Origin of the sequence: Nostoc sp., assembly GCF_036917675.1 — a bacterium.
In the GTDB taxonomy this organism is placed as follows: Bacteria; Cyanobacteriota; Cyanobacteriia; order Cyanobacteriales; family Nostocaceae; genus Nostoc.
Window position 1 is genome coordinate 1 of the sequence record NZ_JBALCT010000069.1, and the last position, 25968, is coordinate 25968.

25 protein-coding genes and 1 pseudogene are annotated in these 25968 nt (G+C 41.8%); 17 read left to right on the forward strand and 9 right to left on the reverse strand.

From position 1 onward, the window contains the following. The first annotated feature begins 362 nt into the window (after window positions 1–362). The 3 genes from V7K31_RS26700 to V7K31_RS26710 all read left to right on the forward strand — a co-directional run bounded on the left by V7K31_RS26700 (window position 363) and on the right by V7K31_RS26710 (window position 5062). Window positions 363–1085, forward strand: coding sequence for a cyanoexosortase B system-associated protein (locus V7K31_RS26700; protein WP_335098417.1), 723 nt, complete (start codon window positions 363–365; stop codon window positions 1083–1085). Between the two features lie 235 nt (window positions 1086–1320). Then, window positions 1321–2682: a polysaccharide biosynthesis/export family protein gene (locus V7K31_RS26705; protein ID WP_335098419.1), complete on the forward strand. Its 1362-nt coding sequence runs from the start codon at window positions 1321–1323 to the stop codon at window positions 2680–2682. 205 nt (window positions 2683–2887) lie between these two features. Next, window positions 2888–5062 carry a GumC family protein gene (locus tag V7K31_RS26710; RefSeq protein WP_335098421.1) on the forward strand — a complete coding sequence of 725 codons (2175 nt, stop codon included), beginning with the start codon at window positions 2888–2890 and terminating at the stop codon, window positions 5060–5062. Between the two features lie 92 nt (window positions 5063–5154). On the opposite strand, the gene V7K31_RS26715 is transcribed toward V7K31_RS26710, so the two are convergent. From V7K31_RS26715 to V7K31_RS26725, 3 genes and pseudogenes are all read right to left on the reverse strand, one after another. Then, window positions 5155–5826 carry a rhomboid family intramembrane serine protease gene (locus V7K31_RS26715; protein WP_335098547.1) on the reverse strand — a complete coding sequence of 224 codons (672 nt, stop codon included), beginning with the start codon at window positions 5824–5826 and terminating at the stop codon, window positions 5155–5157. Between the two features lie 126 nt (window positions 5827–5952). Then, window positions 5953–6672, reverse strand: a complete 720-nt coding sequence (locus V7K31_RS26720; protein WP_335098423.1) for a rhomboid family intramembrane serine protease — start codon at window positions 6670–6672, stop codon at window positions 5953–5955. A 178-nt stretch (window positions 6673–6850) separates the two neighbouring features. Next, window positions 6851–7279, reverse strand: a pseudogene (locus V7K31_RS26725) (MEKHLA domain-containing protein). Window positions 7280–7435: 156 nt separating this feature from the next. Between V7K31_RS26725 and V7K31_RS26730 the strand changes: the two are divergent. Continuing rightward, on the forward strand, window positions 7436–8056 hold the full coding sequence (locus V7K31_RS26730) for a tetratricopeptide repeat protein (RefSeq protein ID WP_335098425.1): 621 nt from the start codon (window positions 7436–7438) through the stop codon (window positions 8054–8056). A gap of 28 nt (window positions 8057–8084) precedes the next feature. On the opposite strand, the gene V7K31_RS26735 is transcribed toward V7K31_RS26730, so the two are convergent. After that, window positions 8085–8294, reverse strand: coding sequence for a hypothetical protein (locus tag V7K31_RS26735; protein WP_335098427.1), 210 nt, complete (start codon window positions 8292–8294; stop codon window positions 8085–8087). 104 nt (window positions 8295–8398) lie between these two features. Here V7K31_RS26735 and V7K31_RS26740 point away from each other — a divergent pair, with 104 nt between their 5' ends. The 4 genes from V7K31_RS26740 to V7K31_RS26755 all read left to right on the forward strand — a co-directional run bounded on the left by V7K31_RS26740 (window position 8399) and on the right by V7K31_RS26755 (window position 11344). Next, window positions 8399–8635, forward strand: coding sequence for a UPF0175 family protein (locus V7K31_RS26740; protein ID WP_335098428.1), 237 nt, complete (start codon window positions 8399–8401; stop codon window positions 8633–8635). A gap of 189 nt (window positions 8636–8824) precedes the next feature. Continuing rightward, complete coding sequence (locus V7K31_RS26745; RefSeq protein ID WP_335098430.1) at window positions 8825–9340, forward strand: hypothetical protein; 516 nt, start codon at window positions 8825–8827, stop codon at window positions 9338–9340. Window positions 9341–9403: 63 nt separating this feature from the next. After that, the gene (locus V7K31_RS26750; RefSeq protein WP_335098432.1) at window positions 9404–9832 is read left to right on the forward strand and encodes a hypothetical protein; all 429 of its coding nucleotides are present in this window, start codon (window positions 9404–9406) and stop codon (window positions 9830–9832) included. Window positions 9833–9868: 36 nt separating this feature from the next. Then, window positions 9869–11344 carry an ATP-binding cassette domain-containing protein gene (locus V7K31_RS26755; protein ID WP_335098434.1) on the forward strand — a complete coding sequence of 492 codons (1476 nt, stop codon included), beginning with the start codon at window positions 9869–9871 and terminating at the stop codon, window positions 11342–11344. Window positions 11345–11534: 190 nt separating this feature from the next. On the opposite strand, the gene V7K31_RS26760 is transcribed toward V7K31_RS26755, so the two are convergent. The 3 genes from V7K31_RS26760 to V7K31_RS26770 form a co-directional block, all read right to left on the reverse strand. After that, on the reverse strand, window positions 11535–12104 hold the full coding sequence (locus V7K31_RS26760) for a retropepsin-like aspartic protease family protein (protein WP_335098437.1): 570 nt from the start codon (window positions 12102–12104) through the stop codon (window positions 11535–11537). A 351-nt stretch (window positions 12105–12455) separates the two neighbouring features. Further along, a complete protein-coding gene (locus V7K31_RS26765) occupies window positions 12456–13682 on the reverse strand; it encodes a hypothetical protein (protein ID WP_335098439.1) in 1227 nt (408 codons plus the stop codon). Window positions 13683–14606: 924 nt separating this feature from the next. Then, on the reverse strand, window positions 14607–14735 hold the full coding sequence (locus V7K31_RS26770) for a hypothetical protein (protein ID WP_335098442.1): 129 nt from the start codon (window positions 14733–14735) through the stop codon (window positions 14607–14609). Window positions 14736–14969: 234 nt separating this feature from the next. Between V7K31_RS26770 and psbQ the strand changes: the two genes are divergently transcribed. From psbQ to hemJ, 5 genes are all read left to right on the forward strand, one after another. Next, the gene (psbQ, locus tag V7K31_RS26775; RefSeq protein WP_335098444.1) at window positions 14970–15425 is read left to right on the forward strand and encodes a photosystem II protein PsbQ; all 456 of its coding nucleotides are present in this window, start codon (window positions 14970–14972) and stop codon (window positions 15423–15425) included. Between the two features lie 193 nt (window positions 15426–15618). Continuing rightward, window positions 15619–16755, forward strand: a complete 1137-nt coding sequence (locus V7K31_RS26780; protein ID WP_335098446.1) for an NAD(P)/FAD-dependent oxidoreductase — start codon at window positions 15619–15621, stop codon at window positions 16753–16755. A gap of 127 nt (window positions 16756–16882) precedes the next feature. Beyond that, the gene (locus tag V7K31_RS26785) at window positions 16883–17734 is read left to right on the forward strand and encodes an alpha/beta fold hydrolase (RefSeq protein ID WP_335098448.1); all 852 of its coding nucleotides are present in this window, start codon (window positions 16883–16885) and stop codon (window positions 17732–17734) included. Between the two features lie 165 nt (window positions 17735–17899). After that, on the forward strand, window positions 17900–18106 hold the full coding sequence (locus tag V7K31_RS26790) for a hypothetical protein (RefSeq protein WP_335098451.1): 207 nt from the start codon (window positions 17900–17902) through the stop codon (window positions 18104–18106). Next, window positions 18087–18668, forward strand: coding sequence for a protoporphyrinogen oxidase HemJ (gene hemJ, locus V7K31_RS26795; protein ID WP_334828484.1), 582 nt, complete (start codon window positions 18087–18089; stop codon window positions 18666–18668). Before V7K31_RS26790 ends, hemJ begins: the two co-directional genes overlap by 20 nt. A gap of 979 nt (window positions 18669–19647) precedes the next feature. On the opposite strand, the gene V7K31_RS26800 is transcribed toward hemJ, so the two are convergent. After that, complete coding sequence (locus V7K31_RS26800; RefSeq protein WP_335098453.1) at window positions 19648–20556, reverse strand: peptidoglycan-binding domain-containing protein; 909 nt, start codon at window positions 20554–20556, stop codon at window positions 19648–19650. 401 nt (window positions 20557–20957) lie between these two features. Between V7K31_RS26800 and V7K31_RS26805 the strand changes: the two genes are divergently transcribed. Further along, window positions 20958–22163, forward strand: coding sequence for a murein hydrolase activator EnvC family protein (locus V7K31_RS26805; RefSeq protein WP_335098456.1), 1206 nt, complete (start codon window positions 20958–20960; stop codon window positions 22161–22163). A 115-nt stretch (window positions 22164–22278) separates the two neighbouring features. After that, complete coding sequence (locus V7K31_RS26810; protein ID WP_335098459.1) at window positions 22279–23259, forward strand: 2-dehydropantoate 2-reductase; 981 nt, start codon at window positions 22279–22281, stop codon at window positions 23257–23259. Window positions 23260–23312: 53 nt separating this feature from the next. Here the strand turns inward: V7K31_RS26810 and V7K31_RS26815 are convergent, their stop codons facing one another. Next, the gene (locus tag V7K31_RS26815; protein WP_335098549.1) at window positions 23313–23768 is read right to left on the reverse strand and encodes a hypothetical protein; all 456 of its coding nucleotides are present in this window, start codon (window positions 23766–23768) and stop codon (window positions 23313–23315) included. A gap of 143 nt (window positions 23769–23911) precedes the next feature. Between V7K31_RS26815 and V7K31_RS26820 the strand changes: the two genes are divergently transcribed. Further along, window positions 23912–24271 (forward strand): VOC family protein, encoded by a 360-nt coding sequence (locus tag V7K31_RS26820; RefSeq protein WP_335098461.1) that lies wholly within the window; start codon window positions 23912–23914, stop codon window positions 24269–24271. Window positions 24272–24378: 107 nt separating this feature from the next. After that, window positions 24379–25719, forward strand: a complete 1341-nt coding sequence (locus V7K31_RS26825) for a recombinase family protein (RefSeq protein WP_335098464.1) — start codon at window positions 24379–24381, stop codon at window positions 25717–25719. Window positions 25720–25968 lie beyond the last annotated feature (249 nt).

Here is a 25968-nt window from a genome sequence, read left to right on the forward strand (position 1 = left end):
TGGGCATTGGGCATTGGGCATTGGGCATTGGGCATTGGGCATTGGGCATTGGGCATTGGGCATTGGGCATTGGGCATTGGGCATTGGGCATTGGGTTATTCCCCTTGTCTGCCTCATCCTCCATCCCTACGATATACACACAAGTCATCGAATTACCCAAAACAAAAACCTCACCCTGTCCTATCTTTAATCCCTCTCCTTAGTAAGGAGAGGGACAGGTTTTGCGTAGCATAACCAGGGTGAGGTATCTCAAGGGCTGGGTGATAAATTTTTCGTCGCTGATGCATAAGTCATAAATATTACTGAATTCATATTCTGATTTTATAAAGTAAAATTTTGCCTAAGTATTATAAATTTTACTGATGATTTCCATCTCCAAGTTTTTCAAGCAAAACCAATTGAGTCAGGTAGCAGCACTTTTGTTATTACTACTGCTGCTAGCAATAGGAGGGGTTCCCGGATACCTGACAGGACACTGGCAATGGAAACAGCCGCCACCTGTTACTACCCTCAACCAATTAAAACAGATCCGCCAAACTGGGTTAACCCTTCCTGGTTGGAAAACCATTGAACAAGCAGAACAGCAAATTGGCGAACATAAATGGTCTTTGCAGGTAATTAAAAAAGAAGGTTCCCCATCCCAGGCAATCCTGCTTTTGCTGCCACAAAACGGGCCTATGGATCAACCAGAGGTAGAGTGGACAGAGGTTAACGGCTGGGGAAGGTCACGCTGGGGAAAGTGGGATGTAGCTCAATCTCGCTCTGCGGAATTTACTGTGAAACAGCCTGCAAAGTTGACTTCTAATGTCGAAACTAAAGTAGAAGCTAGGTTCTTTCGCGCCTCCACACCACAGCAAACCTTCGCTGTATTGCAATGGTACGCTATGCCAGACGGTGGAAATCCATCACCTTTCCACTGGTTCTTGGCGGATCAATTGGCACAGTGGCATAAGCAACGCACTCCTTGGGTGGCCGTCAGTATTCTGATTCCAATGGAACCTTTGGGGCAAGTAGAAACATCTTGGTCTTTAGCGCAGTCTATCGGAGAAACAGTGCAAACTGTATTGATGGCAGGCCCTTTGTAGCGTCTGTTACATATACGTTTGTACATAAATTCATCAATAGTATCTCAATAAATTGCGTTCAGGCTGAAATTGAGCTAAAAGATGTTAACAATATTATGAAGTTAGAAATAAAATTTTGATAAAGCCTCCTGTTCTTCTTCGTAAATACTTGCAGATAGAAGAGACATTTAGGACATTCATAGAGTAGAATAACCATTCCGCGCGACTAATTTCTATATCAGTATTTTCTGCACCGATGTTTATAGATTCCAGTTCTTATATGCGTGGATTCAGCGCCTTGTGTCTTGTTAGTCTTCAAGTAGGAGTTTTCTTAACAACACCTATCCAACTTGTCGTTGCCCTGCCTTTTCCATCTCAAGGACAATCACCAGGGCAACCTCCTTCGCCTGTGCCAGGTACTGAGGTTGTGCCTCCAGGTGCAAATAACGAAGTTTCCCCCCAACTCAGCCGCTACCTCTTGGGTCCAGGAGATACAATTGGCGTTGTGCTTCAGCGTCCTCCTGGCCCATACCGCTTAGGCATAGGAGATGGAATTAGCGTTTCAGTTCAGCGCTTTCCAGATTTGAGCTTTCAAGCTTTAATCAACCCAGAAGGTAATATTGTGGTACCTTTACTAGGAACAGTTTCCTTACAAGGTTTAACTTTGCAACAAGCTCAAGAAAAAATTCGCTTGGGTTTAAATCGTTATGTAGTTGATCCGGTAATAGTTTTAGCCTTAGCAACGCAGCGTCAAGACTTAAGTTTTCAAGCTGTAATTAGTCCAGAAGGTAACATTGTAGTGCCGCAAGTGGGAACGGTGTCATTACAAGGTTTAACTTTGGAAGAAGCTCAAGAAAAAATTCGCTTGGGTTTAAGTCGCATTTTCCCAGATCCAATTGTGGTAGTATCCTTGGCAGGGACGCGACCAGTTCAAGTTACTATTAGCGGCGAAATATTTAAACCAGGAATTTATCCGATTAATTCATCAACACCCCGCGTTGCTGATGCCTTGCTAATATCTGGTGGTTCAACGTTGAATGCAGACCTGCGACAAATACAAGTCCGCCGGAAGTTAATCGATGGTTCCGTGATTTCACAAAATATTGACTTATATGCCGCACTGCAAAATGGCGGTTCAATCCCTAATTTACGCTTACAAGACGGAGATGCAATACTTGTACCCCGTCGTGAAGTTGGTAATGATGACGGTTATGACCGCAATTTGGTAGCACGTTCATCCTTGGCGACACCACAGATTAGAGTCCGGGTTTTAAACTACGCTGGGGGAGGTTTTTCCACTCAAGCGTTGCCTAACGGCAGTACATTTGTAGATGCTTTGGGTGGAGTAAATCTCGACGCTGCGAACCTCCGGGATATCGCTCTGGTTCGCTTTGATTCTGAACGAGGTAAAGCTGTTACCCAAAAACTTGATGCTAAAAAAGCTCTAGGCGGTGATGCATCTCAAAATGTGCCGCTTCAAGATAATGATGTTATTGTTGTTGGTCGGAACCTCATCGGTAAGATTACTAATTTACTGACTACCATTACCCAACCTTTCTTTAATGTCCAATCTTTTCTCCAATTTTTTAGAAACGTCGGTGGCAATGGCTCAAATTAGTAATTCTAAAATAAGGATACAATCTGGAAATAGTTGGGAGTGGAGGAAGCCACATCTCCAACTTATCTTTGAATTCATTAATGTAAAAATATTAAAGATATCAACCGATATATACAGTAGAAAGTTGATAACTATCTTGTATTAAAACCACTATCTTTAGTTTGCTACTTCCTAATTTTTAATTTTTAATTGGAGCGAAGCGACCATGACCCCACCAATTGTTAAGCGCTATCTTATTGCTTTTGAGAAGTACAAATGGATTGGACTGGCTAGTTTTGCTTTAGTTTTAGCAGGGTCAACTCTGGTGGCTATGCAACCAGAGCCACCAACTAGTTATATAGGATCTGCTGCACTTACCTATAGTGGACCACCAGTTTCTTTCTCTACAACTGGTACTCAAATCCAACAGCAAGGCAAAGATCTGAATCAGGAAGTTTTACTATCAAACCAGATAATTGGAGGAGTGGCAGAAAAAGCTGGTGTCCAACCGAAAAAGCTCGCTAGCAGTATTGCCATTACAATACCTAAAAAAAACGCCAGAACTGGAGAATTGGAATCTAGTATATTGGAATTGAAATATGTAGATACTGATGCCAAACGAGCTATACAGGTCTTGGCGGAATTGATGCAATCAATGATTAAGTTGAGCAGTGATATCAATACTGGGCGGTTACAGGCAATTATTCAAAAGATTAACGATCGCACACCACAAACTAAACGGGAATTGCAAATTGCTGAAAAGAAGTTGGAACAGTACGATCGCCTAGAGCGAACGGCAATATTAGCAGCAGAGAATGGCAGCTTGTTAAGCGCTATTACTACCAGCCAAAATCTGCAACGGCAAATTCAATTAACTATTTCTGGGGTTGATGGTCAAGTTCGCAGTTTACAAAATAAGTTAGGCTTAACAGTCGGACAGGCTTATATTTCTTCTGCTTTAAGTGCCGATCCAATTATTGCTAGCTTGCGATCGCAAATTTATCAAAGTGAGTCGCAAATGGCCGTACTCAGAAAAGATTTGCGACCGGAACATCCAACGATGATTCAGTTGATGCGTCAGAAACAAGCTGCTGAGGAATTGCTCCAACAACGTGCCGCAGAGGTTTTAGGTGGTGAAGGTACAGCAGCTCCGCTTCCGGGTAACATTGCAAATATTCGCGCCCAAAGTAGCTTAGATCCTGCACGTCAGCAGTTGGCAAACCAAATGGTGGCGTTGCAAACCCAAGGGGAGACGCTGCAACAACAACTAGCCCAAGAAATTCAACAAGAAGCGCGACTGCGGCGAGAGTATGCTCTGATACCCAACAAGCAATTAGAGCGATCGCGTTTAGAACAGGAGGTTACACTCAAAAAAGCCATCTATGACCAAATGCAGGTGAAGCTAACCGATGCTAAAACCGCAGAGGCAGAAACTACTAGCAGCCTCAGCATTGCCAGACGCCCCACAGTCATTGCCGATCTCAAACCTCCTAAGAGTGTGCCTATTACCCTAGCTGTAGGTGGTTTCTTAGGTGTGTTGATTGGTGGCGGGGTGATATTTTTCTTGGGAGCGATGGAAGGGACTTTCAAAACCAGAGAGGATATCCGCGAAAGCCTCAAGCAACGGGAAGTGGCACTGTTGGGAGAATTGCCTTTAATGCCAGTTGATGATTTGGATCAAGGTGCGATGCCTGTGCTACTTTCTGCCGATTCTCCTTATTTAGAATTTTATGAGAAATTCCGGAGTAATCTGCGCCGGATTGGTGGTAAAAACTTAAAGGTGGTGTTGATTACTAGCACCAGTAGTCAAGAGGGTAAAACGGCAAGTGCATATAACTTGGGTATAGCTTCAGCCCGTGCTGGTAAAAGAACCTTGATTATCGAAATAGATTTGCGATCGCCTTCCCGTTGTACATCCCTGAATGTAATTCCTGACCCCGACGCCACTATTGAACCCCTGCGTTATTACGCTAATTTGAGTGAATGTATTCGTTTAGTTCCTGATGTGGAAAATTTATACATTCTTCCCAGCCCTGGACCTGTGCGGCAATCAGCTGCTATTCTTGAATCTAGCGAAATGCGACGGCTGATCGAAAATGCCCGCGAACGTTTTGATTTAGTTATTTTAGACACTAGTTCTCTCAGCATATCCAATGACCCTTTGTTAATCCAACCTTACAGCGATGGCATCGTACTAGTGACGCGACCACACTATACACAAGAGAATATGCTAGGTGAAGCTATTGATCAATTAGTTGAAGCGGAACTAGGGTTATTGGGAACAATTATCAATGGTGCTGATATCATCGTTTCTGTACCTGAACAAGTTGTAGAAGCACCAACATTTAGAACTCAGGTAGAAGAATCAGAAGAAGTTTCAGCGCGTGCTAACAAAAACTAATAGTTTTCAAATGTGGAAATTTTAACGCAGAGGTTAGTGCAGAGGATACGCAGAGGTTTGATAGGCATTAGGAGTTTTAGGAAATGCTGTAGTTAGTCGTCTCTAAACAACCCAAACAGGGGAGCGAGAATCACCCCAAAAACAAAACCACCGATGTGTGCCCAATAGGCAACTCCACCAGTTTCCACGCTCATCTTAGCGGCTGTTTGCAGGGTAGCAAGACCGGATATCACATTTTGCACAAAGAAAAGTCCAATTATCACTAGTGCTGGAATTCTAATTGTGGTGATGAAAATCCCCAAAAAAACTAAGGTTTTCACTCTAGCTTGCGGAAAGCGGATAATGTACGCACCTAAAACCCCAGAAATTGCACCACTTGCTCCCAAGGAAGGAATCTCAGAATTCATCCCAATAAACCATTGGCACAAGGCAGCTAAAGCACCACACGCCAAATAAAAAATCAGATATTTGAAATGACCTAATCGATCTTCAATATTGTTGCCAAAAACCCAGAGAAACAACATATTCGAGATTAAGTGCCACCAACCGCCGTGTAAGAATTGCGACGTAAATAACGTTATCCACTCTCCACTCCAATTGGTGGTTAACTCTTGAGGTATTACCGCATACTGACTTAAAAACTGATTCAATTGTGCATGTGACAGACTCACCTCGTGAATAAAAACTAAAATATTCATGCCAATTAACCCGTAGGTAAAATACGGGGTGATTCGCGTTCGATTTTCGTCGTAGAGGGGAAACACAGGTGTTTTTCCTAAATTATTGACTAACTGCAATATACCCTGTACGGCTGGGAGTTGCGAAGTTTAGGCAATTTCACCTATTAAATCAAACAGTATAATTGAGGGGCATTATGATCCAATAAAGGATCACTTGTACCAAGATTCTTCCTGGGATTTATCACTAAATAAACCCAACAGTGGGCCGATAATTGCCCCAAAGATAAACCCGCCTGCATGGGCCCAGTAGGCAATACCGCCGCTTTCCATACCAATGTTAGTAGGTGTTTCGAGGCTGGCAAATCCGTAGAAGGCTTGTTCGAGAAACCAGAATCCCAAAAAGAAATATGCTGGGACGCGGAAAGTTGGGAAGAAAAACCCTAAAGGTACAACGCCGAGAACTTCGGCGTTAGGAAAGCGGAGAATGTATGCACCCATGACACCTGCGATTGCACCACTCGCACCCAAAGAAGGAATGCTAGAATCTTGAGCGAAGAACCACTGGGTCAAGGATGCCAAAATACCGCAAGATAAATAAAATAGCAAATATTTAACATGACCTAATTTATCTTCAACGTTGTTACCAAAAATCCAGAGAAATAACATATTACCGGCTAAGTGCAAGAAACCACCATGCAAAAATTGTGAGGTAATTAAAGTTGCCCACTCTGGCACTGGTTGATGTAGAGAAGTACCAGCAAAGCTTAAAGTCAGTTCTCGTGGAACTACAGCCGCAAGGTGTAAAAATCCATTTAATGCTTGTGGAGGAAGATTTGCTTCATAAAGAAAAGCGAGGACGTTGGCAGCAATCAGTCCATAAGTTACATAAGGTGTGATTGTTGTCGGATTATTATCTCTAATGGGAACCACGAGCGTTTTTTCCTGATTTTAAGACACAAACTCTACAATACTGAATTCTGCAAGTGGTTTCTTCTACCTCGTGGATGGATCTCAGTTTAACTAAGTAAATAATTAGTACTTATATCTGATCAGGCAGTGATCATGTGAGAAACGTACACTTAGAGTACACTGCTGCTTGACCGCACAACTAATTGTCCTCGTCTAGGAGATTCCAAAGGATACCATCTTGGATCTCAAAGCGTTTACCAGTGCTGGTGATCCGCACACCAGAAAAATAGCTAAAACCTTTAGTTCCTGCTTCTGATAATAGGCGATCGCGTTCTTCCTGCACTACTTCTTCAGGTGATTTACGGGAAGAAATTATAGTAAATTACTCCCAGGAAAACTCGCATAGTTCCAACGCTTTGCGATTACCATAGTTGAAAATTGGGTCTGACTCAGTGCCGTGAGAAACTAAGACAAAAGGTGCTTCAAATAATACCTGCGCTATTTCCTGGGGTAGACCATTTACATCCAACAAAGAATTTCCTGTCCAATGATGAAAACTGTTTACTAGGCGCTGACTGTGGCGAATCATTGCCTCTTGCTGCCAAGTAAATTCGATAATACTGGTCATGATAAAATAAATAAATAGCATCAAAATTATGACATGAAACAGTTTTCTTAAAGTTAACGCTTCAGGAAATCAGGAACGCCTAATATTTAGAAGATTGACGTACTCTCCCCAAAGCTGAAAATATGTTAGTTAATCCTCATATAGGCTTGGCAACCCATGTTTTTATCAAATTCTCTGGAAAATCAACTCCAGCGCTGGAACGAAACTATTCGTAATCAGCCGAAAAATTTCAATGCTTACATTCGTCGAGGCATGGTTAACTTTCAACTGGCCAAAATTGATGAATCGATTCAAGATTTTGACATGGCAGAGCAATTGGATGTCCGTATCAAACCCTACCTCTGGCAACGTGGATTATCGTACTATTACGCAGAAAGATTTGCTGAGGGCGCTCAACAATTTGAAATAGATTTGACTGTGAATGCTCAAGATGTAGAAGAAACAGTATGGCGATATCTCTGCATAGCTCGTTCGTTAGGTGTTGAAGAGGCACGTAATTCTTTACTAACTGTGAAAAATGATCCTCGACGCATCATGCAGCGCGTATATGATTTGTATTCGGGAAATTGTACACCAGATGATGTTTTAACTGTGGGTCAATCAGAAGGGATAAAGGGAAATTTTTACAGTCATCTTTACTTGGGATTATATTACGAAGTTGAGAATAATGTTGATTTGGCTCAGGAATATATAGTTAAAGCTGCTGATAATTACAAAGTTGATGATTATATGTGGTATCTAGCGCCAGTACATAAAAAATTACGAGAATGGGTATAGTAGAGTGTTAATCTTCTAGAGATAGAAACTAGATAATTTGCAATGATCTCTGTACGCTGATAAATTTCATCAGTTGCTTTTGATCTAGAAACACAAAAGTCATGACTAGTTTTTCAGAATCAAGATTAAGACTATCCAGTTCACCTGTGTGATCCTCAGCTAAAGTCGGAATTTTTTTACTAAATTCGCCTGTACTTTTGGCTGGATAACTTACCTGTACTCTTGATCTTTGCTCCATATAAAATCCCTAATACAGACACGGGTTAGAGGCTGCCAGCATCTTTCACAATAGAATCATTTATCTTTAAATCAGGATAAATAAATTTTCTCCGGCAGAATCCAATGAGCGTTGTAATTCCTGATGACATCCTCCAATCAACCAAGATGATTGAGGATGAATTAAAGCTCGAAATCGCCATCATGTTGTACAAACAGGAAAAAATTAGTAGTGGCAAAGCCCGTGCTTGGACTAGCCTGACAGTGATTGAGTTTCAACACGAATTGGCAAAACGGGGACTTTGTATTAACTACGATGTCGAAGATTTGCAAGCAGATGTTAAAACGTTGCAATCAATTTAACAATTCAAAATTGAAGGCATTAACAGTTACTTCGATCGGTTTTTCGGGAAGTATACAAATATGGCTCTTTAGATTTATCACTCAACTGAGGAACCTGGAGAGATAAAGGAGGTGAAAGAGATATGCTATCGCATATCTCTGTAGAGCGGGTTGATAAAGCACTTGAAGCAAAACGTCGCAAATTAGATCATGCAAATTATCACAAACTTTCCCAGTTTAATCGACCAATGGCTTCGCTATCGATTCCAAACAGTCCTAGTTGTATGTTTTTTAGTTTGGACACCGCTTCTAGTCATAGAAACTTTGCAGATTCAACATTCTTGTCATCCCATGATTCACTGGTCTGGTACACTTCCAAAAGAGTGCCAACCTAAAGGGCTGCAACTTAATTCTAGTTCATTTAAAAAACCTGAAACTCGGCGCGATCGCTCTCAAGAACAAAAACAAATAGCAAAGAGCGATCGTCGTAGTCCATCACCTAAACCCTCGGCTACTCCTCAACCTCAAACACCTGGCATATCTCCACCACCTAAACTGCCAGAGAGAGAAGATGTTCTCAAGATGGTAAAAGAGCATCCAGACATCACAGGCGGTGTTATTGGAATTGGAGTTGCAAGTCTTGTGGCTGTTATTGGCGGTGTTCCTCTAGCTGTCGCTGTCGGAATTGGTGCAGTAGTATGGCTTGCAATTCAGACAGTGCTTTAGTAACACTATCTTAATTTCCAACTTTGTCGAATATTTCACGAAATAAAGGAGTAATCAACCAAAATGCAACCTTCTAACAACCCTCAACAATCTTCCAACGTTGTGCAATCCTCGTCGAACAACCCGCAAGTCGTTCCAAGTTCAGATGGACAAATACAATCTCATCCCAATCCTATAGAAACTCCAGCCGTTTCCTTAAAAATTCTCGGTTCAGGATTTTCATTACACCTGAATAAATGGGTTGTTTTAGGAGTTTTAGGAGTTGCAATGCTTGCCACATTCTTTTTTATAACGAAAGGAAGTGAATTTTGCTTATTCAGCACTTGTATACCACCAATTGATTCCACCAACTCACTTGCTATGAACTTTTGGGGATTTGCAGGAGGAACAGCAGCACTCGTAATTTTAACCACTTTTTTCGGTGTTTCGTTAATGCCTGCTGTTGCCGCTTCCTTTGCGATTTGGTTTCTAATGCAAATGACACTCCATTAACTCTAAATCTTATCTATATCTTCTCTCAGACAAGCTATGAACATTATTGAACTCAAGCAAGTTTCTAAGGTAGTTCCCAAAGGATTCCAGCAAGTTACTATCTTACAGGATATCAATCTGATTGTTAAGCGAGGCGAATTCGTCTGGTTGCGCGGGGAAAATGGGGCTGGCAAGACTACTCTACTGAATCTGATTTTAGGGTTACTCAAACCCAGTAGTGGAGAAGTTGAGCTAATGGGGCTTTCACCACAGAGTGCTAACTCAAAAATCCATGTTGGAGTAGCTTTCCAAGATGTACAGTTTCCAACAAATGTTAAGGTAAAGGAACTTATTGAATTGTTTAGAAGCTACTACCCTAATCCACTTTCAACTGAAGAAATATTCAACAAAGTTAAGCTGATAGATAAAGAAACCGATTGGGCAATTAAATTAAATGGTGGGCATAAGCAGCGGCTTAAATTTGCCCTTGCTCTAGCAGGCAATCCCGAACTACTCGTCCTTGATGAACCAACTATGGGTCTAGATGGACCGGGATATGAAGAATTTTGGCAGCAAATCAAACTCTGCCGTCAACGAGGAATCACTATTATAATGGTGACGCATTATATACCAGATTGGGATAGATTAAATACCTTAGCAACTCGCTGTGTCACTGTTCATAAAATTACTGAAAGTCCCCCTGAAGGACAGCTAACTCAGTATCTAATAAATTTAGAAGATAACGCCTTATTAGATCAACTTGAAAATACTAGACAGACAGAGAATTTACCTGAAACCTCTTCTCAAAACATCCAACGCATTTTTCAACAACAGTTCTGGTTTGAAATCCTTCAACTACTTCGCACTCCAGTCTTTTTAATTGCAACACTCGCAATGGTGGGATTCGTCCCGTTATTAAAATTGCAAGGGTTGAAAGGAGAAGAGGCAACAGAAACAGTCGTTTACCTGTCTGGAATCATACTTTTCACGATTGTCATCGACCGACTGGGTAAACGAATTGCAGTTGAGCGATCGGAAAAATGGCTGAAGCTTTTGAGAGCGACACCTTTACCACCAGCAGTATATATGGCGGCTAAAATTGCCACCTCGCTTCTGATTTGTACTGTGAGCCTTTTATTAATCTTCGGATTAGGAAGCTGGCAACTTGAGATGAAAATGGATTTGACTCAAGGGTTAGCTCTGATATCAAGCCTAATCTTAGGAATTATCCCTTTTGCGATTCTCGGTCTTGCATTGGGGTACTTGCTAAATCCCAAAAGTGCTGATTCCATTCTTAGCCTATCGCTAATTGTTATTCCTGTTGCTTGCGGTTCAATTCCACTTCCAGTACCGCAAATCGTACAAGATTTAATTGCATTCTCGCCGTTCTACCACTTTCGGGAATTAGTTCTATCGGCGGTTAACTTGAACTACGATAACCATCTAATTCTACATTTACTTTGGCTACTTTGGGCTTGTGGTGTTTTTGGTTTATTGGCGGCTTGGTCTTATCAGCGCGATCGCACCGTTTAGTAGTTTCAACATGATTGACAGAGGAGATATGGTACTGTTGATTTACCTGAGTCTACTTGATTAATTAATCTCTACCATAAATAGGCAATCTTCTGCAAGAGTTGCTGCGATCGCATCCTTATCGCTCATCTATTCAATTGTCGGTGGCTTGGCGGTACAAATGTGCGTAGGCGGTTTTTACCTGGGAACATTAGCGGGGATGAAATTGGACTTCTTTCTCCAGAATCTTAATATCATAGTTGCCAAAGAAATCGTGGCCTAGTAAGCCGATGCTGGCTTTTGGTGCGATCGCTACCTGAAGATTATTGGCTGTAACTCCACCGACTGCAATAGATTTTACCTTACTAGTTGGAAATTTTACTTGGCTACCATCGGCAATTTGGGCTTGCATTGTACCTGTAGCCTGGAGTTCAAGTGTACTTGCCATATTTAGAGTAATAATGGTTTCACTAGCACCTGTATCTACAATCATTTCAAAGGTTTTTTTGTCGTTGAAGGTGACATCAATCACAGGAGTTCCACCAAAGCGGCGTTTAATTGGGACTCGAAAAACTCTGTTGTCTGAAGGTGCGGCTATATTGCCACAAAGCCTTCCCAATCCAACGGTTTTACCAGAGGAGGTGATCATGTAACATACTCCTGGATCGTCAGCTGTTGCCTGATGAGAGAATACTAAAAATACTAGTGCCGCAGTTACGCCCGTTGTAAACATCGCAGCTAAATTAACGGTCGTAATCCAACGCTTCCAAGCATTATTCATGTTATATTGCTCTCTAATTTTTCTGGTATTTTTTAATAACTAAATTATTTATAATAGCTGTAATAATTGGTGCTGAACACTTACGATTATTAAAACAAAAGCGCAATATTTATCAACCTAAACTACAACAAAGTTTCAAATACCTTGCGTTCTTCGGGTTATAATTTTTGTCTATAGTCTATATATTATGTCTATAGCAATCCGAATTTAAAGGTTAGAAAATACGTAGATATAAACATTTCAGCGATTTTCTTTTTCACGAATGATTTAGGATTGCTATAGCAAAAAAATTGTAGTAACCCAACATCCTGATAATCAGTTGGGTTGCGCTCCGCTCCACCCAACCTACGTCTAGACCTCCAATTTCATGTCGTCAGCCAAACCTGCTACAATTCTACCCTCTTGCTCCCGTAGATTTGCTAGATATTGATTCGCTAGAATCTGATTCTGTAGAGATAGAGATCTTGATGAACTTCCTACCACGGGCGGGACGTAAGGTTGTGCATTAAGGAATAACTGGTAATCAGTATTCCCTGCTTGAGGTTGAATGTGTATATAGTAAGTTCCTGGATTTAATGAAATCGTTAGAGATGGATTGCCTACAACACTATTAGCAGAAATTTGATTTTGTACTGCACTATTTCTAGAATTCAGAATCTGACCGTTACTATTAACTATTTGCTCACCTATGCTTCTAGAAAAACTATAGTCCCATATCGTAACAGTACTAGCTTGATTTAAACTAAATTGGTAGTAATCATTGAGATCGGATGAGCCGACATGTTCAAATACTTGAGTATAATTTGAACCTATCGTCAGTTTGCGAGCAGTGTCGAATGTGTTGTCAGCGTAATTACTCACAGCCTGACGTCCTTCAAACTCACCAGAGAAATCAAAGTGTTCGAGTAAATTGATGCCTTTCAAAGAAGCTAAGTCGAGATTATTTGCTTTATAGTAACCAGCATCAAATGAGGGTGAAGATTTACGCCCTTCATTTATCCCATAGATTTCAAAATGTTGCAACAACTGGCTGTTGTTCAAATTAGCTAAGTCTTTGTTGTTAGCGCGATAGTAGTTAAAGTCAAAATAGGGTGAAAATTCACGCCCTTCATTTATCCCATTGATTTCAAAGTGGTTCAAAAGTTGAGAATTATTTAGGTTTTTGAGATCAGAGTTAACTGACTGATATTGCCCAAAAATGAAAAGTGGATCAAAGTAGCGTCCCTCGCTAATACCATTGTTTTCCAGATGATTAAATAATTGCTCGTTGTTAAAGCTTGCAAGATCACTGTTGTTAGCACGATAGTAGTTAAGGTCAACAATTGGAGAGAAACTGCGTCCCTCAGCTACACCATGATTCTCCAGATGATCTAACAGTTGGCTGTTGTTTAATTTTGCCAGGTCAGAACTGCTAGCCCGATAAAAATTTAAATTAATAAGTGGTGAGAAGGAACGACCTTCATTTAAACCATAAGCCTGGAAGTGTGATAGAGCTTGAGCATCATTTAAACCAGCTAAGTCGGAATTGGCAGCACGATAGAAATTGGCATCAAATACGCTTGAGGTAGTTAGGGACATATCACCAAATCTCCTAATATAAAATATTTGTACTCTGAATTTTTCGTCAGCTTTTCGTCTATTCTGAATGGTCTGTTTATTTACGCCTTGCTGTACTAATAGTCTGTCAAGTTTAAATTGAAGGGTAAGCAAGTTGGTAATCAGGACTTTAGTCCTTATTTTCTAAGCACTAAAGTCCTGACTACAAACCCTTCATTACTAACTTGACAAAGTACTAGGCTATCCAGACAATTTTTGTACTTTCAAGTTAGTTAGTTAGTTAGTTTTTATTTATGTGTGTTCATAAGATCAAATCGCATCTTACTCAAAACATATTACATAGAATTACTGATTGATAAATTAAAGATTAGGTAAAGACATGATAAAGCTATCTAAGTAATATTAAGTATGGTATACTAAGTAAGAAGTGATATCAGAGAAATTTGTAAGCTTATTCAAGGATTACATCTGCATATACATCGGGGGCATCTCACTTTCATAGAAAGCTTAAACCTCACCCCAGCCCTCTCCTTAGTAAGGAGAGGGAGGATGAATCGGTGTATTTGTAAAACTGAGATGCTCCCTGTACAGCAGTTACGCTCGCATTTTTAACAGCAATAGCTCTTTGTGAAAACATGAGATTTTCACTAACAGTATGCAAAGCAACTACACCGCAAATAGCTGCTGCAAAATTCTAGAATACTGCCATTTTAAATATTATGCCGCATTCCATCTCAGCGTTTACCTATCATCAAGTTGAGATTAGCGATCGCCCCAGCAATATAATACGCTAGGGCGTTTTTTAAACTTTACCTAAAATCTCCTCCTTCCCATATCTGAAGTTGTCTTTGGGCTGCAACTATGCAATTGAGATGCTTGGGTGGATAGAGAAAATGATGTAGGCTAATGCCATCTGTCTAGCAGCTTCAGTATATGGCACTCGTCCTATTGCTGTACCAATCCAGGACAGGCAATAGTGTTAATTTTTTGCTCGGCGTATTGGTTATGGTGGCGAACTGCCAGCAGCATAGCCCACATCGCTATATAAGGAATATCTGTTCCAGCAATGATCATCGGAACTACATTAGCGTGTTTGACAAGTTCGGTTTTGGGTTGCGAGTGCGATCGCGTCTATTAACCAGGTTGCTAGGGAGTAAGCACATCCTTTCTAAAGCTGATAAGTAAAATAGTAAACTTGTTGTTCCAGGAATTGTGCAAAATAATTCAGTTCCCCTGAACGATAAATTGCCCTAGCGATCTAAAATGACACTGTATAATCGGCAAACAAAAAACAATTAAGTTCAGTGTATGGTGCGTCAACACTCGATTTTTTCATTTGTTCTAGTATTATTGGCCACATTCCTCTTTAGTTGTGGCAGTCCTGGTGTCGCAGTGGCACCTCCAACTTACACGGCAACGCAACTTGAAAGAATTCAGGCATACGTTCCTGAAATTCAGGCTGTGCGCGATCGCTCACAAGAGTTGAAAACCCTGATCCAAGAAGGTGATTGGATAAATGTGCGTAACTTTATACATGGCCCCATAACAGAAGCAAGGCTGAACCTGACTTATGTCACTCCCAACCTTCTACCCAAAGACCAACCCACAGCACGTCAAATAACGCGAAATTTGTTTAACGACCTGGTTAAACTTGATAAAGCTACTAGTGCTGGCAATCCTCAAGTTGCCTTGAGTAACTCCCAAGCTGCTTTTGCAGACATTGACAAATTCCTCGATCTACTTCCTAAAGCAGAAGAGAGTTAGGAGAGACGCGATTAATCGCGTCTGTACAGGAGTTAGGAGTTAAGTAAGTGGGCCAAATTAAATATAAAACCTCACCCTGCCTCCGGCTTCCCTCTCCGAACTCACGGAGAGGGATTGAGGGTGAGGTTTGATCATATTTTTAACTCCTCACTTCTCACTCCTAACTTCTCACTTTTAACTCTAAGTACAAGTTATGAATGTAGTTATTATCGGTTGTGGTGTAATTGGGGCTACGATCGCCTATGAATTGAGTCAAGTAAAAGGGCTAAAAATCACAGTTTGCGATCGCCAACCACCAGCACAAGCTTCCACGGGTGCTGCACTTGGCGTTTTGATGGGCGCAATCAGCCAAAAAGTCAAGGGCAAGGCTTGGCAGATGCGACATACTAGCATCCAACGCTATGAAACTTTGATTCCTGAACTAGAAGCTTTAACAGCTCGCAAAATCCCTTTTAATCGCCAGGGAATTCTCAGTCTTTATTTGGAAGAGGAGAATTTAGCAGCATGGGAAAAGCTAGTAGAAATTCGCCACTCTCAAGGCTGGCATTTAGAAATCTGGGACACGGCTAAACTCCAGAATATCTGTCCTCAAGTTGATGTCTACGACGGGCTGCGCCTACACAAAAAAATTACTGGTGCTGTCTATTCTCCCCAAGACCGCCAGCTTGATCCGACTGCCCTCACATTAGCTTTAGTTGAGGCTGCCCAGCAAAATGGTGTGACTTTCAAATTTGGTGTGGCTGTTTTGGATGCCCAAACCTCACCACCTGAGTCTTCCCCTCAATTTTGCGTTCAACTTGAGACTACAGAAGGAAAAATAGCCGCAGATTGGTTTGTAGTCGCAGCAGGGCTAGGTTCAACACCACTGACAGCAAAATTCAATCAAATGGTTGATATTCGCCCCGTGCTAGGGCAAGCGTTGCAAATGCGCCTGGGGCATCCGTTAGGCAATCCCGACTTCCAGCCAGCGATTACAGGTAACGATGTCCATATTGTTCCTGTAGGCGGTGGAGATTATTGGGTGGGTGCAACAGTGGAATTTCCCAGCAATGGAAATGAGATACCGCCAAATCAAGAACTGCTGGAATCTCTTAGAAAACAAGCGATCGCATTTTGCCCAGAGTTAGCCACAGCAACGATTCTCCGCACTTGGTCGGGGTTCCGTCCCCGTCCTGAAGGACGCCCAGCCCCAGTTATTGGTAAGTTACCAGGGTTTAGTAACGTCCTCCTAGCTACCGGACACTATCGCAACGGCGTTTTACTAGCACCCGCCACAGCTTATGCAATTCGTGAGATGATTATTTCTCAGGGAGTAGGGAGTGGGGAATAGGGAGTGGGGAGCAGGGAGCAGGGAGCAGAGGGGAAAGAGGTAATTTTAATTCTCCCCCTTGCACCCTGCCCCCTGCCCCTCTGCCTCTTATGCCCAATGCCCAATTCCCAATCTATAGGAATATAGCGTGTCAATAACAGAACATAGAATAAATGTAGATTCACTGGAATGGTTTTATCGGGAATCTTTACCAATCGGTAGAACTGACTTAGCGCCTGTGTTGTTGCTACATGGCTTAGTTTCACAAAGTTACAGTTGGCGGAATATTATACCTGCTTTAGCGAATCAGGGGACAAGAGCGATCGCTCCAGATTGGATTGGTTATGGCTTTTCTGCAAAACCAGAAAAACGAGATTTTGCTTACACTCCTGATGCTTTTATCACAGCTTTAGAAGGATTTATTAAAGCCTTAGAACTTGAACATTTTTCTTTAGTTGTCCAAGGCTTTTTAGGTTCTGTAGGGCTACAATATGCTTTGCGTCATCCAGAACAAATTGCTAATTTAGCTATCTTAAATACACCAATTTCAACTGCTGCCAAATTACCCTGGAAAATTAAACAATTGGGTTTACCTTTAGCAGGTGAAGTAATGACCCAAGACCCGCTTTTAGTTGATAGGACGTTAGAAGGTGGTAGCCGTTATCGCATCGGAGATAAGGAATTAGATATTTATCGAAAACCATTTTTGAAAACTTCTGCATCTGGTCGAAGTCTCTTATCAAGTATTCGTAATTTACAGCTTGATTCAGCAATGACAGAAATCGAATCTGGTTTTAAAGAATGGCAACAGCCAATTCTGATTCAATGGGGGATGATTGACCCTTGGTTATCTGTAGATATTGCCCAAAATTTTGTAAATGCCGTACCAAATGCCGAATTAATAAAACTTAATAACGTTGGACATTATCCTCAAGAACATTACCACGAAGCGATTTTAGAAGACCTTTTACCCTTTGTGCGTCGTAAAGATGCTCATTGACAATATAACTCAATACGCTTGGGTTAAGGCTAAAAACTAAAACTGGCGTAGGTTGGGTTGAGGAACGAAACCCAACATTATCAAGGCTTTGTTGGGTAACGCTTACGCTCAACCCAACCTACTATTCTTTATGCGTCGTAAAGATGCTCATTGACAATATACCGAATGGCAAAAATCGATATTATAAAAATGAAACCAAGATTACCACAGATAAATCATAGATATTTATCTGTAGTAAAAAATAAAGTCGGGATTTTTGCTACATTTATCAATGTTATCCGCGCCTGCATTCGTGAACTTTTTATTACCATTAAAAAGGCATCACAACCAGAAGTAAAGGAGATTATGATTCATGGCTTATTCATGGTTTAAAGCATTTCATATTGTCGGATTTGTAGTTTGGTTCGCCGGTTTGTTTTATCTGGTACGTCTTTTTATCTATCACGTTGAAGCTAACCAAGAACCGGAACCAGCACGAACGATACTGAAGAATCAGTATCAAATTATGGAAAAGCGGCTCTATCATATCATCACTAATCCAGGAATGTTCGTGACGATCGCAATGGCCATCGGTTTATTAAGTACTGAACCGGATATTTTAAAAGAGGGTTGGTTGCATATCAAACTGCTGTTTGTTGCCATTTTAATTGGCTATCATCATTACTGCGCTCGGCTGATGAAGAAGTTAGCAGTAGATGAATGTGGCTGGAATAGTCAGCAATTACGTGCTTTAAATGAAGCACCCACAGTTATGTTAGTAGCGATCGTCTTGCTGGCTGTGTTTAAGAATAATCTACCTACAGATATCGCTGCCTGGGCTATTTTCGCCATGATTGTTTTGATGGCAGTCACTATTCAACTTTACGCCAAAAAACGCCGGCAAGATAAAGAGAAGCTGACGGCACAGATAGGGCAACCACAAGAACAAAGTTAGACAAAATTCCTGTCTCACACAAAGTAGGTTAGCACAGATGTCATTGATGTCAACCTTAAGCTATTTTCAGGTAAATAGACCACGCAGTAAGGGCAGAGCAATGCTCATTGGTGTCAAGTTAAACGCAAACTCCTTTAAACTCTCGTTTCCAGCCAGAGGCTGGAAATGCGCCTCCTGGCGGCTCTGCCGCTTTTCAAGAGGCGGAGCCTCTAGAACGGCATTCCCAGTCAGAGACTCTTGACGAGGGAATCTATCAAAGCTTTGTCTAGACTGGTTTTTACGTTAAGTTGACACGTATAGCCAACTTTTTAAGGGGGTTGGAGGATCTCTTCTGCGTAAGCCCAAGACAAGGGTGTGCTTGGCTGTTAGGCAAGTTGTCACAATTTCAGCAACCATCACTACGGATGGAGAAGCCATCGTTAGGAAAATGACGATTTTGCTCTTAAAATCAAAAATTTTCCCTGAAAATCAAAATTTCTGCATTAAAGCCACGATTTTTTCCTTAAAATCACGACTTTTTTCTTAAAATCACCATTTTTTCCTTAAAGTCGTGATTTTTTCCTTAAAATCATGATTTTTTTGTTAAAGTCACGATTTTTTTCTTAAGTAACGTCAGTTCGGGTTCAATACTGTTCGGTTAAGGCAAGAGACGCGATAAATCGGCGTCTTTACAATAATCAGTCCTTCGTCCTGACGGCGATTTATCGCGTCTTTGGGATCTATTATTCTTGTTCCCAGTCTCCGACTGGGAATGCCGATATGAGGCGGAGCCTCAAGACTTGCGGCAGAGCCGCAATGAAAAAGCATTTCCAGCCAGAGGCTGGAAACGAGGTTTTAAAGGGGTTTGATTTGGGCTTAAGTTGACATCAATCCTCTCCACTGTCTCCCGCAAGATCTGCCCCTTTTCCTCTTCCTTGATAGAGCTAATGACTTGATTGCTCTTTTTAATCTAAAATCTAAAATCCAAAATTGATTGGCCTCATGCTGGAAAAATCTTCACTAAATCATCCCCAGGAATCACGGTAGCGTAGAAAACATATTTGCGATTAGCGACATAGCGACGATCTTGTTTAATAATTGCCATAAACTCTCTATGTCCTTCACGGGCACGTCCCACTAAACAACCCGCACTGGCAAGGCGAATATCATTTCGAGGAAAATCAAAGCCGTAGTGTTGATTCACATGAAAATCATCACCTGTATCAAGTTTGTCCCCAGTCCGTTTAAAATCTTTGTTGAAATCTCTACAAACAGTTATATCTCCAACTTGCACTAATGCTTCGTGAGGCTCTGCTGTGCCGTGGATGCCAACAGCCCAAGCTTTGTATTGTCCAAACTGAATCCTAGCTGCTCCTTTAGGATTCATCGGATTATAAGTGTAGTAGTTCCCTGGTTCTGTAGTCGCTTCCCAGTGATCTACGATTTTGGGAACATCATTTATTACTTCAATGACAATCCGCCGATCATTAAATTCATTGGGTGTATCACTATTGAGAGTCCAGTCTCCATTTATACCCTCTATATAAACAATGTTGTATTCTTTTGGATTGGTGAATACCTGATAATTTTTAGATAGCAAGTATTTCACAATCCTGCTGGCAATGTCATTACCAAGTTTTAAGGGGGGTTTAGGAAGCTCATCTGGTTTGGTTTCAATTAGTTTCTTGGCTGTGACTGCTCCTAAAAAGTCACTTTCTCCAGTCTTTGTTAATTCTTGAAATTTTTTGATCGATATCACAGAAACAGGGCCAAATTTCCCATCAGATGGAGGTTCTAGCAAACCTAAGTTGATTAACAGTATCTGAATCTGACGAGCCAAGTCTGCGTCATCAGCGATCGCCTCAAATCCCCATTTCTCATCTTTTCCCAAGAAATCTTGTAGTTTCATTATGCACCTACCTTCATTTGCTTATTTCTAAGTATAAACATCATTTTGAAGATTGATGTTGTTTGAAATAATACTCTTGTATTAGATATGATGTCAAAATTTTTACTATTAATTTATGATTCAGCACACAAAAATTCACAGAAATTATACTGAATGGGAATGTATATTAAATTTTTTTCGTAAGCTTAGAAGATATATTTCCAGATGATAAGTATAAAATTTTACTGAAAGATAGTTCACACATCTCATCGGCAGAGATACCTGCTGAATGCTGACACAAATGGAATCTTTGTGTTAAAACTTGGCAGACCAATTTGATACATAGTGTTGGAGTGGGTGAATCAGATTTTGGGAATAATCCTCATAGTGTTTGAAAGCATCGTTTTGGTTAGGTTCGCAGGATGAGAGCGCAATTTAGAGTCAAACAGGAGATTTATTGCTGTTTATCTATTGTATTTTGCGGCATTTTGTGGATTTGTTTGGCATTAATTCCAGCCCAGGCAATGCCCATAGGATCTATTGATACTCTGCGGCAACAGCAGGAACAAATGAACCAGCAGCATCAGAGTGGGGCTAACGATCGCGATCGCTTAACAAATATCCAACAAGAGGCGCAAAAACACCTGACTGGTTTAGAGCAAAATCTGCAAACCACAGATAGCTATATTCAAGAGGGCGAATTGCAATTACAACGAGCTACCCAACGCCTCCAGCAATTGGAAACTGATTTAGCTGTAGCGGAACGTGACTATGAAGCTCATCAAATAGCAACAGTAGCACGATTGCGTTATCTTCAGCGATCGCCAGCATCTGTTGGATGGGCAGTTTTGCTCCAAAGTGAAAATATTAGCGATTTTATCAGCCGCCGTTATCAGTTGAAGTTAGTGTATCAGGCAGACCAGCAAATTTTGGTGAAACTTAACGCCCAAGCAAACCTGATCAATAAACAAAAAACGGAAGTAGAACAGCAAAAAAATGAAATTGGCTTAATTCGTGAGCAACTGCTGGCACAAAAAACCGATTATCAAACTCAGGCGCAGTCACAATCAGAATTGATTCAACGCCTCAATAGCGATCGCCTCGCCTTGGAAGCAGCGCAAAACCAGCTAGAGAGGGAATCCAAAAATCTGGAAGTCTTGATTCAACAAAAGGTAGCAGAAGCCAAAGCAACAGAAGAGGCGCAAGCAAAAACCAACAGCCGGACAAGTTTGATCATTCGGGGAACTGGTGTAATGGTATATCCTAGTGATGCTCCTACTAGCAGTCCCTTCGGCTGGCGAATGCACCCAATCCTCGGCTATCGTCGCTTTCATGCCGGGTTGGATTTTGCCGCTAGCTATGGTAGTACAATTCGGGCAGCCGATTCGGGAATAGTGATTTTTGCTGGGTGGTATGGTGGTTATGGCAGAGCGGTAATTATCGATCACGGCAAAGGGATTACGACATTATACGGACATACCAGCGAATTGTATGTTACCGAAGGACAAGCTGTTGAACGCGGACAAGCGATCGCTGCTGTCGGTTCCACAGGTTTTTCAACTGGGCCTCATCTCCACTTTGAAGTTCGTCGAGATGGCACACCCGTGAACCCAGTTAATTATCTTTAAGCGATCGCCAATTCGGCTGTAAATTTGCAACAGTAATCGTCATTTATCCTGCCCAAAACATTTATTTTTACGCCCTTCGAGGCGAAAATGCTTTTAAAGGAAGGCTGGAGATCAAATGAAAATCTGTATTGTTGGCGCGGGTGCGATTGGTGGATATTTAGGGGCAAAACTGGCACTGGCAGGTGAAGCCGTAACGCTGATTGCGCGTGGTTCTCATTTGGAGGCAATTCAAAAAAATGGGCTGAAGTTGCTCATGGCAAACGGTTCTAGCCAAATTGCTACTCCGTCTCTGGCAACTAGCGATATCCAGTCAGCAGGGCTACAAGATGTAGTAATTTTAACTGTCAAGGCTCAGAGTCTGTCTGCGATCGCACCTTTTCTCCCTGCACTCTATAATGCTCACACGATGGTGGTGACAGCCCAAAATGGTGTTCCTTGGTGGTACTTTCGTCAGCATGGCGGTGAGTATGAAGGTACACGCATTCAATCTGTTGATCCAGATGGAATTATTGAAGCTAGTATCGGTGCTGAACGCGCCATCGGTTGTGTCGTTTACGCGGCAACTGAGATAATTGAACCAGGTGTAATTAAGCATATTGAAGGCGATCGCTTTACTCTCGGTGAAATCGACGGTAGTAAAACAGAACGCATCCAATTATTAGCAGAAACTTTAAAACAGGCAGGATTCAAAGCACCAATCCGCAATCAAATTCGCACGGAAATTTGGATCAAGTTGTGGGGGAATGTGGCATTTAATCCCATCAGTGCGCTGACTGGTGCTACTCTAGAAGGTATTTGTCGCTATCCCCTCACCCGTGAACTAGCGCGACAAATGATGACTGAAACCCAAGCGATCGCAGAAAACTTGGGTATAAAGTTTGGCATCACGCTGGATCAGCGAATTAATGGGGCAGAAAACGTTGGTGCCCATAAAACCTCAATGCTACAAGATATTGAAGCTGGACGCCCCACGGAGATAGACGCTATTGTTGGCGCGGTGGCAGAATTGGGAAAACTCACTCAAATTCCCACACCTTATATTGATGCTATTTATGCCAGCGTTAAGCTGCTGGAGGCGACTAAAGTGAGAATTTGAAAGTCTCTAAGTTTTTATGAGATTAGGCACAGATGTTACCTAATCATAGGACATCAGTTTACTGGCGCTAGAGTTCCAGAATTGCCAACGGGTGGTTCAGTATATTCGCAAAAAATATTCAAGCCGATTTTGAGGATATATAAAACAATAATAGTTGCGATCGCTGGATCAATTGGCAAGCCGTGTGCCGTGGCTACACCCACAAGGGAGATAATCAACCCTGTCAGCAAGGGCGAACTCCCTGGATTCTTCGTGTATTCTTTAAGTTGACCACGAAAACCATCATCACCACAGAGTTCCTCACGCAATACCTTTAGTGTTACTTGCCAAAGTGATTTACTTTGCTGCATCAACGGTTGCCCATTTTTCTCAATCCACAAATCCTCAAAAGCGGTTTCAACTTTGCCATTGTGTTTTTCCAAGTGATTCAAAGCGTGTTGTGCAGGGTCGTAATTTTGTAAAATCTCCCGTGCAACACTGATTTCTGTAAGGCTTAGTTGAGCATCCATCATTTATCCTCATTTTTTTGTTATTGGGCATTGGGCATGGGGCATTGGTTATTATTATTCTCCTCTGCTCCCCTGCTTCCGCACTCCCCACAAGGGTTCAAACTACGTCAAAATTTAGATAAACGCGATCGCACCTACCGATAATGCAGATTACCCAAAGTCTCCATACAGCAATTCTTGTCACTGACTTAGAACGCTCTGAACACTTTTATGGCAAAGTATTAGGATTAGCCAAAATAGATCGTTCGCTAAACTACGCTGGTGCATGGTATCAAGTCGGCGACTATCAAATTCACTTGATAGTTGCACCTACCGTCCCCAACGAAAACCCAAACGAAAAATGGGGACGCAATCCCCACGTCGCCTTCTCAGTAACTGACTTAGACGCCGCCAAACAGCAATTCCTCAATCATAATTATCCCATTCAAGCCAGCGCTTCCGGTCGCGCTGCTCTGTTCACTCAAGATCCTGATGGGAATATTATCGAGTTGAGTCAGCAGTGAGGGCGAGAAATTAATTCAAAATTCAAAATTCAAAATTCAAAATTAAAGAACTTCTGCCTTCTGCAAGAACTACCTTCTCTTTCCCAATGACTAATGACTAATGACTAATGAAAATCATTGCTTACTCTTACACCGATCCGCTATTAGAATCTTCTCCCGATCAAGCCGATTGGGGATGGGAGGTGGATCGCGTTTATGAAGATTTGGGTAAGCGAGAGTCCAGAGGACAGGCTGCGCGAGAGTCCTGCGGACAGGCTGCGCGATCGCAATTACAACAATTATTTAGCGATTGCGAAATTGAACCAGCAGATTATCTGTTGATTCGGCGGTTGGAAGAATTAGGGGATACTGTAGAGGAAATTAGCGATCGCTTGCATCAACTCGAAGCAATGGGAGTAGCGATAATTGCTACTGAACAGCCCTACACTTCCGAAAATTACCCTCTGGGCGCTGACTTGCTGAATTTGCTACACGCAATTCAACGTCAACAACGTAGTCGTCGCATCCGTGAAGGACACGCCCGTAATCGTCTCGATGTTGTACCACCACCCGGCAAAGTTCCCTACGGCTATCGCAGAGGTAAGGGAAAATATACCATTGACCGCAGTACTTCACCAGTAGTCAAAGATTTTTTTGAAGACTTTTTACTCTATGGTTCCCTGCGGGGTTCAGTTCGTTACTTGGCGAAAAAATACGGCAAAAAAATCTCTGTAACCACAGGAAGACGCTGGCTGACTAATCCAGTTTATCGCGGCAATACAGCTTACCAAAATGGTGAAATTATCTCCAATACCCATATTCCGATAATTTCTAAAGAAGAAGCAGCCCAAGTTGACCGACTTTTACGCCGTAACAGCCGTTTACCATCCCGAACTGCTAGTGCTAGGCGTTCTTTAGCTGGGTTGGTTGTCTGTGCTGAGTGTCAGTCACATCTGACAGTTACCCGTGTCACCCAACGCAACCAAGATAAGGAGTATCTTTATTTACGTTCTACTAACTGTCCCCAACGCCCCAAGTGTAAGGCTGTTCCCTACCAAGAAGTTTTAGAACATACAATTGAAACCGTTTGCCGTGACTTACCCTTAGCTGTAGCGGGGATGAATTTTCCTCAGTTGGATGCAGTCAAGAATAGTTTAGGGCAAGCGATCGCACGTCAGCAAGAAATACTTGCTCAGTTACCCGCTTTAATTGAAACTGGAATTTTAGATGTTGAAACAGCAAAGTTAAGGGCTTACAAACTCCGCACAGAACTTTCTGGACTCGAAGCAAAGTTGGCGACTCTTCCCCCAGTTAACCTGCGTTCTGTTGCTCAAGCTGTTTCTATTCCACAATTTTGGTTAGATTTGTCGGAAACAGAGCGACGATTTTACTTTCGAGAATTCATCAAGCAAATTGAGATTATTCTTCAGAATAAAGAATTAAAACTCCGAGTTATTTTTATTTTTTAAGAAACGTGATTAAATAAAATGCAAAACTTCATCCTATCTCACGATCCCTCTCCAATATATCGGAGAGGGATTGAGGGTGAGGTAAGCCAACGCAGTAGGGGCAAAAGATTCTCGTTCCCAGTCGGAGACTGGGAATGCTTAATTGGATGGCTGCTGCCTACCTTACTCGCCCCAGAGCCGCAATGATTAGCATTTCCAGGCTCTGCCTGGAAACGAGGTTTTAAAGGAATTTGGGCTGAAGTTGACACC